Source organism: Paraburkholderia oxyphila NBRC 105797, assembly GCF_000685075.1.
In the GTDB taxonomy this organism is placed as follows: Bacteria; Pseudomonadota; Gammaproteobacteria; order Burkholderiales; family Burkholderiaceae; genus Paraburkholderia; species Paraburkholderia oxyphila.
Map to the genome: position 1 here is coordinate 16,894 of NZ_BAYD01000085.1, position 12,051 is coordinate 28,944.

A 12,051-nucleotide genomic window follows, 5' to 3' on the forward strand; every position below is an offset into this window, starting at 1 on the left:
TCAATGGGGCCTCACGAACCATGAACATATCGAAGCAGATCGTCGGCTATCTGCACTCGCGCGCGCTCGTGCTCGCGAGCATCGAGACCTGCACCGCCGGAGCGTTGTCGGCCATGCTCGCCGACGCGGCGGGCGCTCACGGATGCCTCGATATCGGCGTCGTCGCGCATACGCGCGCTGCACTGGCGGGGCTGCCAGGCACGCTTGCGCAAGCGGCGGAGGGCGATGCGCCGCCGGGTGAGCCACTCGCCCGCGCGCTGGCCGAAGCGTTGCTTGTGCAGCGCGCAGGGCACGCGAACGTGGCGCTCGCAAGCATCGGATGGCTGGCGCCGGAGCAGGAAGGCAGGGCGCCAGCCACGCACAGCTTTGCGTGGGCATGCATGCATCGTGGCGCGGTGGTTTCGGCAAGCGAGACCGTGCTGTTTTCCGGGCGTCGCGCGGAGATCAGGCGTTCCATTGCGCGTCGCGCGTTGCTGGGTTTGCCGCGTTTTGTCGATGCGACTCTCGCTCGCGATGCTCCTGCATCCTGATGTTGCGTCGGGCAGCGTGAGTTATCTAATAAGAGTTATGAATATCAATATGTATACGTAGTAATAGTTAACAAGCCCTGGCATTTCCTGTGGATAACGCGGTATTTCTTATTCGCTTCAATTCGATGCGATCCGGACAGGCATGCGGACAATCGCTGTATGCATTTCGAACATCGCGGATAACTTTTGGGCCGTCGATAGACGGTGCAAAGTTATCAAGAAGTGATCCACAGTTCGTTCGCCAGGTCGTCCCCAGATTATCCAGAGCTTGCCGTGGATAACTTGCCTGTCGACACGATATCCCCACGCGGGAGGCACAAAGCGCCCTCGACATGTGGATCGAAACAGCTGAAAGCGGCCAAAAAAAAGCGCCGCCCGCAGGCGACGCTGTTCATGTGCAAGAGAATCCAATCGGCTTCGATAAGACTCAGGTCGAATTCTGGTCGACTAACTGGCGGCGCATTCAAGCGGATTCCGCGGGCTGGGTCTCGTGCGCGTGAACGCGGCCGCGCGTGGACGGCAGCAACTGGCAGGCGAGCAAGCCCACGAGCATCAGCGCGCAGCCCACGAGTGCGCGCGCACTGAGCGTCTCGCCAAGCACGGCCCAGCCGGCGATCGCCGCGAACACGCCTTCCATACTGAAGATCACGGCGGCATGCGAGGGCGCCGCATCGCGTTGCGCGACCACCTGAAACGTGTAGCCCACGCCTACGGAAAGCGCGCCGCCGTAGAGGATGGCGGGCGCCGCGCGGGCGAGGTCGGCGAGATGCATGGGTTCGAACGCGACGCCAACGACGAGGCAGACGAGTCCGCAGACGACGAACTGCACGATCGAGAGCGCGAGCGGATCGTGACGCGGCGCGTAGTGGCCCACGAGCATCACCTGAATCGAGATGACGAGCGCGCAGCCGAGCTGATACCAGTCGCCGTACATGATCGAAAAATGTTCGTTGATGCTCAGCAAATAGAGTCCGGCCGCCGCGAGCGCCGCGCCGATCCACGTGCCGGGGCCGGTGCGGTGGCGCAGCAGCACGCCCAGCATGGGCACGATGACGACGTAGAGCGAGCTGATGAACCCCGCGTTGGCGATCTTCGTGTAACGCAGGCCGATTTGCTGCAGCGAGATGGCCACGGCAAGCACGAGCCCGAGCAGCGCGCCCGAGCGCAGCAGCGCCGTGTCGAGCCGGCGCGCGGGGGCCGCCCGATCGCGCCCTTTCCGTATGCGCTGCAGGTGTCCCGTTGCCAGGACGAATGCCGAGACGACCGCCGCGCCCAACAGGAAGCGCAGGCCGGTGAAGAGGAACGGGCCGATGGTGTCGAGGCTCAGTCGCTGCGCGACGAACGCGGAGCCCCAGATGATGGCGGCGGCCAGCATCAGCAGATTGGCGCGCAGGTGGTGGTTGGCGGATTTCAAGCGGAATTCTCGGATTTGGCGTGATTCTGCCGCGGGAGGCAGGTGCGCAAGACGAACAGCCGTGCGAAACCTCGATCGTATCCGAATTGAAAGCAAAATGTCTCACTGACAAGACACCGGCCCAATTACGGATGACAAACCGCCTACGCTGCGTAATACTGCTTCGCGCGAATCGCCCGCCCAGATCGGCCAGCGGACCGTTTCGCCGTATTGCAAAGCTAATTCACAACGTGCCGGTCATACTTGTCAGGTTTGGGGAACAACAGATGAAAAAGATTCTCGCCTCGCTCATCGCAGCATCCGTCGCACTGATTTCGGCTCAAGCTTTTGCTCAGGAAGCATCGGGCGCCGCTGCGGCCGCTCCGGCTGCCGCCGCTCCGGCAAAGGCCAAGAAGACGCACAAGAAGCTCAAGCACCACGGCAAGCGCGCGCCCGTGCAGGAAGCCGCTTCGGCCGCCGGCACGACCGACAAGGGCGCGCAGCAGTAAGGCGCTCCCCATCCAGCCCGCGCGGCAACGAAGCCGCAGGCGGGCAGTGGAAAGAAAAAACCAGAGCAGATGCTCTGGTTTTTTTGTCCCCGCTTTTCGCGCGTTATGCGGCGCGCTAAAGGGTTCTATACGGCGCTCAACCCGCGCGTCATACGCGAGTCGCGGCGTCTCGGGTTCAAGAGGCGTCGTGCCCGAGCCCGGCTTCGAGCAGTTCGGTCAAAAGGCCGGTCAGACCTTGCGGATGATCTTCCGCGCGCGCCTTCAGCTTCGCCACGAGATCGGCGTTGAGCTTGCATGCGAACGGCACGAGGCCCGCGGCCTGATCGAGCTTGCGCTGCTCGCGGCGGTCGAGCGCCGCGGGCGCCGAGCCTTTACCGAAGCGGTCGGGGCCGGCCTTGTTCGTCGATTGCATCAGTTTCAGCGCCTTGTTTTTTTCAAGGTCGAATTTTTTCATGGCCATGGGTTCGGCTCCGAGGTTGGGCAGTGGCGCGCATTGTACGCAAACGCCTGCGCGCGTCCATCGCGGCGACGCGCATCAGGGCGTGGCGTTGCCGTCCGGGTCGCGCGGTTCATCTGGCGGGGCGGCCTGTCCGCCGGTTTGTGCGGCTGGCGGCGTACCGTCGCGCGCGCCATTGCGCGTGCCGGCCACGTCGTCGATCAGCGCGCGCATCCGTCGCCAGTGCGAGCCCTCCCAGAACACCCGCTCGCAGACATCGCAGGTGACGAAGCGCGCTTGCCGCTCGAATACGCCATCGGGCACGCGCGAGCGCACCTCGCCGCGCGCGATGCGCCGCAGCGGCGCATTGCAGGTCAGGCATAGCCGGAACGGCTGCACGCTCGCGGCGAGATCGAGCCGCTCGAACAGTTCGTAGAGCTGGGCGCGCGGCTTGAGCGCGCGCACGTAGCAGCCGTGCGTGATGCTGCGCCGCTTGAGGAGCTCGCGGTCGCGCGTGAGGACGATGCGGTGCTCGGCCGCGGCGAGCGATTCGATGGCGTCGTCGGCGAAATGGTTGTCGTAGAGGGTGTCGAAACCGGTGAGCCGCAGCAGTTGCGCGAGGCCGCCCAGATGGGCATCGGCGATGAAGCGCAGCTCCCGCAGCGGGCTCGCGCGCACGCGCAGCAAGGGCCGGATGTCGAGTGCCTCGAACTTCGGATAGACGGCCACGCGGTCGCCGTCCGCGAGTGGATGCTCGAATCCCACCGACTCGCCGTTCACGAGGATCAGCTCCACTTCGGTGTGCGGGACCCCGAGCGCTTCGATCATGTGTTTCGCCGTGGCGTTGCGCGCGCACGGGCAACTGAACGCGCGCCGGCGCAGCGGCCGCGCGAGAAAGTCGTTCAGCTCCTCGTAGAAGCGGAAAGTGGCGGTGACCATGGCACCAGTATCGCACCGCCGCTGCGTCCCTGGCGCGCTCTGCCGGATGAGCGGCGCGGCGGCTTCGCAGTTCGCTGCAGCGCCTCGCGCACTGTGCTCTACTGCCGCTTGACATCATCAGGCGCCACCCAGGGCGTCTCCTCAAGGAGCAGGCGATGGATATCGGCTTTATCGGCCTTGGCGAAATGGGGGCCGCAATGGTCGCCAATTTGCTGAAGGCGGGACACACGGTGCGCGTCTGGAACCGCACGCCGGAGAAGACAGAGGCGCTGGCCGCCGCGGGCGCGCACGCGGTTGCGACACCTGCCGGGGCGTTCACCGGAGACGCCGTGATTTCGATGCTCGCCGACGACGCGGCGCTGCGCGAAGTGGTCGACACCGCGCTGCTCGCGCACGCGCCGCGCGGCCTCGTGCATGTGAACATGGCGACGATTTCGGTGGCGCTGGCCGAGACGCTCGCGCGCGAGCACGCCGAGCTCGGCCTGCACTACGTCGCCGCGCCGGTGCTCGGGCGGCCCGACGCCGCGGCGGCGGCGAAGCTCACGATCATTGCGGGGGGCGCCGCCGAGGCCATCGACCGCGTGCAGCCGCTCTTCGACGCGATCGGCCAGAAGACCTGGCGCATCGGCGCGCTGCCGCAGCAAGCGAACGTGATGAAACTCGCCGCGAACTTCATGCTGGCGGCGGCGGTGGAGGCGCTCGGCGAGGCGGCCGCGTTGCTGGGCGGCCACGGTGTGGCAATGCGCGACTTCCTCGACGTGGTCACCGCCGGGCCGTTTCCGGGCCCCGTCTACGCGGGCTACGGCGGCATGATCGCGGAAGACCGCTACGAGCCGGCGCTCTTCAAGGCGCGCCTCGGCCTGAAGGACGTGCGGCTCGCGCTGGCGGCCGCCGACGCGGTCGCGACGCCGCTGCCCGTCGCGAGCGTGCTGCGCGACAGCCTGCTCGAAGCCGTTGCGCACGGCGACGGCGAGCGCGACTTTGCGGTGCTCGGCAAGGTCGCGGCGCGCCGCGCGGGCCGTGCCTGAGCGGTGCGTGAATCGGGCGGCGTCCGAAGTGGCGAATCGCGTCGGCGCAGTCGCTGGATATGGCGATGTGGGGGCAAACAAGGGAGCGAACGGCCCGGTTCGCCGGTCAAAATCCTCAGACGACCGCTCGATGACGCACAAAGCCCGGCCGGGCCGCGGTGGATAATGTGGAACGAATAAGGCGCCTGCTGCACAGGCGTCGAGCCACGCGAGCGGACGGGGAACGATGCAAACCAGTTGGAACGGAGACGGCGGATGGAGACGCGCATCCTGATCGCCGATCATGACGAGAAGTCGCTGGCAGGGCTCGGCACATTGCTGGCCGACCTCCAGTACGCGACCGCCATGGCGAAAACACTCGACGACGCTGCCGAAGCCGCTGCGCGCTTCATGCCGGACGTGGCGATCGTTGCGCTGTCGCTCGCGCCCGACGACGAGCCGGCCGCCCTCGCGCGGCGGCTGCGCGAAGCCTGCGGCGCCCGCGCGCCGCTTCTGATCGCGCTGAGCGGCTGGGGCGAGTCGCGCCATCGCGACCAGGCGCTTGCCGCCGGCTTCGACGTGCATCTGGTGCGGCCAGTGGGGCTCGATCAGTTGACGTTCATTCTCTCGATGGTCGCCCAGTAGGCGCCTTGAGGGCCCATTGGGCGCCCTCTGCCACCATTCCCGCGGTTCCGGACCCGCGCCCCGTTATCCGGGTAATCCTGATGGCTCATTTTGTTGCTTATTAGCAACGTTCAGGGTCCACACTACTTTACATGTTGCGTCGCACCAAGTAGTTCGCTATACTTGTTTCTGTCTCCTCCATGTCTCCTCTGATATGGATTCAGCCCGCCAAACATGGCGGGCTTTTTTTTGCCCGCACGATTTGCGTCGCAGTCAGCCGGTGCGCGCCAGCGCTTCCCGCAAGCGCCACCCATAAACAAAAAACCCGACGCTTTGCAGTGCCGGGTTTTTCACTTTAGCCGCCGCAGCGTTGCTGGCGGCTCGTCTGAGCCCTCAAGCCATCAAGCCATCAAGCCTTCAGGCCGGTGTCCTCCGCCGCACCAATGGCGAGATTCATGCACTGGATCGCCGCGCCCGAGGCGCCCTTGCCCAGATTGTCCAGACGCGCGACCGTCACGAACTGCTCGTCGTTGCCGAACACGAACAGGTCCACACGGTTGGTGTCGTTGTTCGCCTGGACGTCGAACATGCCCTCGTCGAGGTTGGCTTCGGCGTTGAACGGCATCACACGCACGAATTTTTCGCCACCGTAGTACTCGGCGTAGAGCGCCAGCACATCTTCGGGCTTCGCGCGGCGCGTGAGCTGCTGCGGCGAATAATAGGTCGTGACCGCGAGGCCCTTGTAGAACGGGCCCACGATCGGCGTGAACACGGGCGCGCCCTTCAGGCCGCCGTGGAACGCCATTTCCGGCAGATGCTTGTGCGTGAGGCCGAGCGCGTAGGGGCGCGGGCTCATGAGCTTCGCGTTGCCGCCGGCCTCGTACTCCGCAATCATCTTCTTGCCGCCGCCGCTGTAGCCCGTGAGCGAGTAGGCGTGCGCCGCGAAATCGGGCGCCACGAGCCCCGCCTCGACGAGCGGACGCATGGCCAGCACGAACGCCGATGCGTGGCAGCCCGGCACGGCGATGCGTTTGGCGTTGCGCACGCGCTCGCGTTGCGCGCGGGTCAGCTCGGGCAGGCCGTAGGCCCAGTCGGCGTGGGTGCGGAAGGCCGTGCTCGCGTCGATGAGCACCGTGCGCTCGTTTTCGACGAGCGAGGCCGACTCGCGCGAGGCGACGTCGGGCAGGCACAGGAAAGTCACGTCGGACGCATTGATGAGGCGGCGGCGTTCCTCGACGTCCTTGCGCTTCGCCTCGTCGATCCGCAGGATCTCGACGTCGGCGCGCTCAGACAGGTATTCGAAAATCTTCAGGCCGGTCGTGCCTTCCTGTCCGTCGACAAAAACTTTCGTGCTCATCTCGGTCTCTCTGAAACTCGGGGATTGCGGGCGCTGCCGGCCGCGCCGGCGAATCGTGCCGCGCAGCGCTCACCCATGCGGCGCCGGAACGGTATTTTAAGACCGATGGCGGCTCGAGGTGCGGCAAGCGGCGGAAAAAAATCGGGAGTAACCCGTAAGGCCGGGGCTGGCCGCAGCCTTGGGGCGCGAAGGCCCCCCTCCCACTTTGCGCGAGGCGCGTTTAGAAGATATGACAGCGCGAGGCCGCCCGCGTTTCAAGCCGCGGCGGCACGCCCGGCCAGCCAGCGGGCCGTGACCGCGGCGATGTGCGCGCCGAAGGCCCGCGCGGTTTCGAGATCGCCGGCGGGTGGCGCTTCGTCGGGCGAGGCGACGGCCAGCAGCTTCGAATCGGCGCCCGCACCTTGCAGGCCGTCGAGCACCGCCTCGGCAAGTTTTTTCGTGTGGCCGTAGCCGCTGTGATCGGCAATGACGATTCGAGACATGTATGGCTCCAACGGAAGGTTGGACGACAGGAGGGGAGCGCTGGATGCGTCGTGGCATGTTAGCCGCAGCCGCGTGTCCAGCGTCTTTCAGCGTCCGTACGTGACGGTGATCCGGGCGCTGCCGAGCGCGGCGCCGTGGATCGCGCGATCGAACACGGCTGCAGGAGCGCCGGGGGCGAGCGCGAGCTTGTCGATGCCGAGCGCATAGACGGTCACGACATACCGATGCGGTTTGCCCGGCGGCGGACATGGGCCGCCGTAGCCCGCGCCGCCGAAGTCGTTGAGCGCTTCCAGCGCGCCGAGCTGCTTGAGCGCACCCGAGGCGCTGGCGTTTTCGGGGAGTGCATTCACACGCGCGGGAATGTTGGCTGCGGCCCAGTGCCACCAGCCGGGGCCCGGCGCATCGGGATCGAACATCGTGACGACGTAGCTGCGCGTTCCCGCCGGTGGATTGCGCCATGCCAATTGCGGTGAACGATTCGCGCCCGTGCAGCCGTTCTCGTTGAACACCTGTGATGCGGCAACCTGAGCGCCATCGTGAAAGTTCGTGCTGCTGAGTGCAAACGTGGTTTGGGCGTGAACGTCCGCACACGCCAGGGCGATGACAACGAAGCCGGCAGCGAGGCCTGCGCCGAGGCGGCCAATCGTCCGCGGGTTGATGACGCGCGCACCCTTTACAGCCGGAAGCGCAGAACGCGTAGTCCGACAGGCAAGGTCGTGTGAGACGCGCATAGTCCAGTTCTCCTGTATGTTTGTCAAAGACGCGTGACACACCGCCGACGGCTCGTTTCGAATTGTGCGCGGGATCGAACTTCGTTCAATATAACGGCAATAAGCGAGCGCGTTTTGGCCGCCTGACGGCTGCGCGCGCGCGGAAATCGGCTATAGTCGCCTGCTTTCCTGCCCACACAGGAAGCGACTTTATCGGGGGTGTGGGGTGTCTCGGGCAGATGGCCGATCAGAAAGAAAGACAAGCAGGACTGTCTCCACGGAGGGGTAATGCAGCAGCAGCCAATCAGGGTCGTAGTCGCGGACGATCATCCGGTGATCTTGTTCGGCGCGGAGCATGCGCTGCTCAAGTTTCCGGGCATTCAGGTCGTCGGGCGTGCCCGTCAGTCCACCGAACTGATCAAGGCGCTGCAGACCACGCCATGCGATGTGCTCGTGACCGATCTCGCGATGCCAGGCGGCCAGTACGGTGACGGCCTGCCGCTCATCGGCTATCTGCGCCGCAACTTCCAGGACATTCCCATCGTCGTCCTCACGATGCTCGAAAACGCGGCGCTCCTGAAGCGCCTGGGCGAGCTCGGTGTGATCGCGGTAGTCCACAAGTCCGACGACCTGAGCCATATCGGCCTCGCGGTGCAGCACGTGAGCCGCGGTCTCGAATATATGAGCCCGCAAGTGAAGGTTGCGCTCGAATCATTGCGCATCAACAGCGGCGGCAAGAACGAGGAAGTGATCCTCTCGAAGCGCGAGCTCGAAGTGGTGCGGCTTTTCGTGTCCGGCATGACGATCAAGGAAATCTCCGAAAAGCTCAATCGCAGCATCAAGACGATCAGCACGCAGAAGAACACGGCCATGCGCAAGCTCGGGCTCGATCGCGACTCGGAGTTGTTCCAGTACGCGCAGAGCAATGGCTTGCTCAATCTCTCATCGCATGCGCCCGAAGATGGCGCGGCCGGCTGAGTGCACACCGCCTCGGCACGAGGTTGCGCGAGGCATGAAAAAAAGGCCATCTCCCTTGCGGGTAGATGGCCTTTTTGCTTGAGCGGGGCGCGCTGGCGGGGGAGCCCGGCGCACCGCGCTCGCAGGCTTACTGCGGTGCCGCGGTCGCGCCGCCGTGCGCCGCCGACCATTCGGCCGGTGCGTGCAGGAATTTCTCGACTTCGTCGAGCGTCTTCGTTTCGAAGTAGCCCGATTCCTTGGCGACGCGCAGCACGTCCCACCACGTGGCGAGCGCGTGCAGGTCGACGTCGATGTCCTTCAGGACCGAGACGCTTTCCTTGAAGATGTTGTAGTGGAACAGCACGAAGCAGTGGTTCACCTGCGCGCCGGCCGTGCGCAGCGCGTTGATGAAGTTGATCTTGCTGCGGCTGTCCGTGGTCAGGTCCTCGACCAGCAGCACGCGCTGGCCTTCGGTGAGCAGACCCTCGATCTGCGCATTGCGGCCAAAGCCCTTCGGCTTCTTGCGCACATACTGCATCGGCACCATCAGGCGGTCCGAGAGCCACGCCGCGAACGGGATGCCCGCGGTTTCGCCGCCGGCCACGGCGTCGATCTGCTCGTAGCCGACGTCGCGCAGAATGGTGGCCTCGGCCATTTCCATCAGACCGCGGCGCACGCGCGGATACGAGATCAGCTTGCGGCAGTCGATGTAGACCGGGCTCGCCCAGCCGGAAGTGAAGATGAAGGGCTTTTCGGCATTGAAGTGCACGGCCTTCACTTCGAGCAGCATTTTCGCGGTTGCGTCAGAGATCGTCTGGCGATCGTAGCCTGTCATGGGCGAATCCTTGGATATGAGTGGAGTGCGGGAGGCGGGCGCTCGCATGGGCCCGATGGCGCTGGCACGGCGAATCCGGACGGTATGTGTCGGAACTCGCGATGCGCGGCCAGGATGGCGTCGATCGTCTGAGGTTTGGCTTCAGGCGACTCGCTCGCTCCGGGCGGCTTCTCTTGCGCGCGTAGCCCGGTATTTTACCCGACTTGACGTTCGCCGACGAGTCGCACTGACAGTGACTGTCGCAGCGTCTGGCGGTTTTGTAGGGTGGGATCGCGGCTTGGTCTGCCCGAGCGTGCCACTCGCGCGCCGACTGCACTGTGGCCAGAATCCCTGGCGCCCGGCCATGCTTTGCGGTTGTGGCTGCGCGGGGCCGCCAGTAAACTCACGCCGGTTTTCGCCGGGCCCACGCCCAACAAGAGGATTGTCCGAATGACCGCCGCTTCTCGTCCCGAACCTCGCCCCGAGCCGCCTTCAGAGCCTTCGGGACTCACACCCGCCGATACCGCCATCGCGCCCGCCGCGATCCCGCATACGAGCGATAACGCCCACGCGGCGCACCCGAGCGGCCACGCCGTGCGCGCGCTCATCGCCTCGGTGCTCGGCTACGCGATGGACGGCTTCGACCTGCTCATGCTCGGCTTCATGCTGCCCGCCATCAGCGCGGAGCTGCATCTCTCGGGTGCGCAAGCCGGCTCGCTCGTCACATGGACGCTCGTGGGCGCGGTCGTGGGCGGCATCGTGTTCGGGCTGCTCTCGGACCGCTTCGGGCGCGTGCGCGTGCTCACCTGGACGATCCTCGTGTTCGCTGTCTTCACCGGACTCTGCGCACTGTCGCGCGGCTACGCCGACCTGCTCGTCTATCGGACGATTGCCGGCATTGGGCTCGGCGGCGAGTTCGGCATCGGCATGGCGCTGGTCGCCGAGGCCTGGCCCGCCCAGCTGCGCGCACGGGCGTCCTCGTATGTCGGGCTGGGCTGGCAGGTGGGCGTGCTTGCCGCGGCGCTGCTCACGCCGTGGCTCTTGCCGGTGATCGGCTGGCGCGGCATGTTCGCGATCGGCCTCCTGCCCGCTGTGGTGTCGTTCGTCGTGCGTCGGGGCGTTGAAGAGCCGGAGCTTTTTATCGCGCATCGGGCACGCGTGGCACAGGCTCAAGCGCAGGCGCAGGCGCAGGCGCAGGCGCAGGCGCAGACGCCGGCGCACGAGCGTGGCGCGTGGCTGCGCGCGCTCGGCCTGCTGGTCGCCGACGCCCGCACGGCGCGCGCGAGTCTTGGCGTGACGGTGCTCTGCTCGGTGCAGAACTTCGGCTACTACGGGCTGATGATCTGGCTGCCGGCCTACCTTTCGAAATCCTTTGGCTACTCGCTGACGAAGTCCGGCCTCTGGACCGCCGCGACCGTCGCCGGCATGGCGCTCGGCATCTGGCTGTTCGGTGTGGCCGCCGACCGCTTCGGGCGCCGGCCCACGTTCCTGTTCTATCAGGTGGGGGCGGTGGCGATGGTGTTCGTCTACGCGCACCTGAGCACGCCATTCGCGCTGCTGATTGGCGGTGCGGCCATGGGCGTGTTCGTGAACGGCATGATCGGCGGCTATGGCGCGCTCATCTCGGAGCTCTATCCGACGGCCGCGCGCGCCACCGCCCAGAACGTGCTCTTCAACATCGGCCGGGCCGTGGGCGGCTTCGGGCCGCTCGCCGTCGGCGCGATGGCGGCCCGCTATTCGTTCACGGCGGCGCTCGGCATGCTGGCGGCGATTTATGTGCTGGACATACTCGCGACGCTCTTTCTGATTCCTGAACGGCGCGGCGCCGCGCTCGAGTAAACCCCGGAGCGGGCGGGACGGGCATACCGGGGGTAGGGGTGCGGCGCAACGCCGCATCTCGCGTCGCATGGGACGTCATCTGTGGCGCCACATGCGAGCCGCATCGGGATCGTACGGGACCGCATGGGTGCGCGCCAGGACGCAAGCGCCACGGCCCTTTGCGGGCGCCACAAATTCCCGGTATCAGTCTTTGACCCGACTCGCCGCAATCATGGCGGGGTGTACACTAATCCCCCGCCATTTCGCCCGCGCCGTTCCGCCTATGGTTTGGCTGCGAGCGCCGCGCGAACCGGCGGGCCTACGAACATAAAACTTCACTCGTCTCTCACGTCCTGGCAGGCCCGAAAATGGATGAACAACTGAAGCAAAGCGCGCTCGCGTATCACCAGAATCCGAAGCCCGGCAAGATTTCGGTCACGCCCACCAAGCCGCTCTCCAACCAGCTCGACCTTT

At 65.9% G+C, this 12,051-nt stretch carries 13 protein-coding genes; 6 read left to right on the plus strand and 7 right to left on the minus strand.

Annotated features, from left to right (window positions below):
• The first annotated feature begins 20 nt into the window (after positions 1–20).
• Entirely contained in the window at positions 21–530 is a 510-nt protein-coding gene (locus BO1_RS35835) for a CinA family protein (protein ID WP_028221687.1), read from the plus strand.
• A gap of 463 nt (positions 531–993) precedes the next feature.
• Here the strand turns inward: BO1_RS35835 and BO1_RS54130 are convergent, their stop codons facing one another.
• Positions 994–1,905: a DMT family transporter gene (locus tag BO1_RS54130; RefSeq protein WP_043287982.1), complete on the minus strand. Its 912-nt coding sequence runs from the start codon at positions 1,903–1,905 to the stop codon at positions 994–996.
• Positions 1,906–2,210: 305 nt separating this feature from the next.
• Here BO1_RS54130 and BO1_RS35845 point away from each other — a divergent pair, with 305 nt between their 5' ends.
• Positions 2,211–2,432, plus strand: a complete 222-nt coding sequence (locus BO1_RS35845) for a hypothetical protein (protein WP_028221688.1) — start codon at positions 2,211–2,213, stop codon at positions 2,430–2,432.
• A gap of 175 nt (positions 2,433–2,607) precedes the next feature.
• On the opposite strand, the gene BO1_RS35850 is transcribed toward BO1_RS35845, so the two are convergent.
• Both BO1_RS35850 and BO1_RS54135 read right to left on the minus strand, forming a co-directional pair.
• Entirely contained in the window at positions 2,608–2,892 is a 285-nt protein-coding gene (locus BO1_RS35850) for a hypothetical protein (RefSeq protein WP_028221689.1), read from the minus strand.
• Between the two features lie 75 nt (positions 2,893–2,967).
• On the minus strand, positions 2,968–3,807 hold the full coding sequence (locus tag BO1_RS54135) for a Mut7-C RNAse domain-containing protein (protein ID WP_084688464.1): 840 nt from the start codon (positions 3,805–3,807) through the stop codon (positions 2,968–2,970).
• A gap of 155 nt (positions 3,808–3,962) precedes the next feature.
• On the opposite strand from BO1_RS54135, the gene BO1_RS35860 reads away from it, so the two are divergent.
• Positions 3,963–4,835 (plus strand): NAD(P)-dependent oxidoreductase, encoded by an 873-nt coding sequence (locus tag BO1_RS35860; RefSeq protein WP_028221690.1) that lies wholly within the window; start codon positions 3,963–3,965, stop codon positions 4,833–4,835.
• 255 nt (positions 4,836–5,090) lie between these two features.
• Positions 5,091–5,459 carry a response regulator gene (locus BO1_RS35865; RefSeq protein WP_028221691.1) on the plus strand — a complete coding sequence of 123 codons (369 nt, stop codon included), beginning with the start codon at positions 5,091–5,093 and terminating at the stop codon, positions 5,457–5,459.
• 388 nt (positions 5,460–5,847) lie between these two features.
• Here BO1_RS35865 and argC read toward each other — a convergent pair whose 3' ends face one another.
• The 3 genes from argC to BO1_RS35880 all read right to left on the minus strand — a co-directional run bounded on the left by argC (position 5,848) and on the right by BO1_RS35880 (position 8,009).
• Entirely contained in the window at positions 5,848–6,795 is a 948-nt protein-coding gene (gene argC / locus BO1_RS35870; RefSeq protein WP_028221692.1) for an N-acetyl-gamma-glutamyl-phosphate reductase, read from the minus strand.
• A 254-nt stretch (positions 6,796–7,049) separates the two neighbouring features.
• Positions 7,050–7,277: a hypothetical protein gene (locus BO1_RS35875; RefSeq protein ID WP_028221693.1), complete on the minus strand. Its 228-nt coding sequence runs from the start codon at positions 7,275–7,277 to the stop codon at positions 7,050–7,052.
• A gap of 87 nt (positions 7,278–7,364) precedes the next feature.
• Positions 7,365–8,009: a YbhB/YbcL family Raf kinase inhibitor-like protein gene (locus BO1_RS35880; RefSeq protein WP_084688466.1), complete on the minus strand. Its 645-nt coding sequence runs from the start codon at positions 8,007–8,009 to the stop codon at positions 7,365–7,367.
• Between the two features lie 267 nt (positions 8,010–8,276).
• Here BO1_RS35880 and BO1_RS35885 point away from each other — a divergent pair, with 267 nt between their 5' ends.
• Positions 8,277–8,966: a response regulator transcription factor gene (locus BO1_RS35885; protein ID WP_028221695.1), complete on the plus strand. Its 690-nt coding sequence runs from the start codon at positions 8,277–8,279 to the stop codon at positions 8,964–8,966.
• A gap of 127 nt (positions 8,967–9,093) precedes the next feature.
• On the opposite strand, the gene BO1_RS35890 is transcribed toward BO1_RS35885, so the two are convergent.
• On the minus strand, positions 9,094–9,780 hold the full coding sequence (locus BO1_RS35890; RefSeq protein ID WP_028221696.1) for an orotate phosphoribosyltransferase: 687 nt from the start codon (positions 9,778–9,780) through the stop codon (positions 9,094–9,096).
• A 429-nt stretch (positions 9,781–10,209) separates the two neighbouring features.
• Here BO1_RS35890 and BO1_RS35895 point away from each other — a divergent pair, with 429 nt between their 5' ends.
• Positions 10,210–11,598, plus strand: coding sequence for an MFS transporter (locus BO1_RS35895; protein WP_084688468.1), 1,389 nt, complete (start codon positions 10,210–10,212; stop codon positions 11,596–11,598).
• The last annotated feature ends 453 nt before the right edge of the window (positions 11,599–12,051 follow it).

Excerpts from the sequence above, each read along its gene's own strand:
- BO1_RS54130 (WP_043287982.1), bottom strand. The coding sequence starts at position 1,905 with ATGCTGGCCGCCGCCATCATCTGGGGCTCCGCGTTCGTCGCGCAGCGA.
- argC (WP_028221692.1), bottom strand. The coding sequence starts at position 6,795 with ATGAGCACGAAAGTTTTTGTCGACGGACAGGAAGGCACGACCGGCCTG.
- BO1_RS35895 (WP_084688468.1), top strand. The coding sequence starts at position 10,210 with ATGACCGCCGCTTCTCGTCCCGAACCTCGCCCCGAGCCGCCTTCAGAG.
- BO1_RS35880 (WP_084688466.1), bottom strand. The coding sequence starts at position 8,009 with ATGCGCGTCTCACACGACCTTGCCTGTCGGACTACGCGTTCTGCGCTT.
- BO1_RS35860 (WP_028221690.1), top strand. The coding sequence starts at position 3,963 with ATGGATATCGGCTTTATCGGCCTTGGCGAAATGGGGGCCGCAATGGTC.
- BO1_RS35875 (WP_028221693.1), bottom strand. The coding sequence starts at position 7,277 with ATGTCTCGAATCGTCATTGCCGATCACAGCGGCTACGGCCACACGAAA.
- BO1_RS54135 (WP_084688464.1), bottom strand. The coding sequence starts at position 3,807 with ATGGTCACCGCCACTTTCCGCTTCTACGAGGAGCTGAACGACTTTCTC.
- BO1_RS35890 (WP_028221696.1), bottom strand. The coding sequence starts at position 9,780 with ATGACAGGCTACGATCGCCAGACGATCTCTGACGCAACCGCGAAAATG.
- BO1_RS35885 (WP_028221695.1), top strand. The coding sequence starts at position 8,277 with ATGCAGCAGCAGCCAATCAGGGTCGTAGTCGCGGACGATCATCCGGTG.
- BO1_RS35845 (WP_028221688.1), top strand. The coding sequence starts at position 2,211 with ATGAAAAAGATTCTCGCCTCGCTCATCGCAGCATCCGTCGCACTGATT.
- BO1_RS35835 (WP_028221687.1), top strand. The coding sequence starts at position 21 with ATGAACATATCGAAGCAGATCGTCGGCTATCTGCACTCGCGCGCGCTC.
- BO1_RS35850 (WP_028221689.1), bottom strand. The coding sequence starts at position 2,892 with ATGGCCATGAAAAAATTCGACCTTGAAAAAAACAAGGCGCTGAAACTG.
- BO1_RS35865 (WP_028221691.1), top strand. The coding sequence starts at position 5,091 with ATGGAGACGCGCATCCTGATCGCCGATCATGACGAGAAGTCGCTGGCA.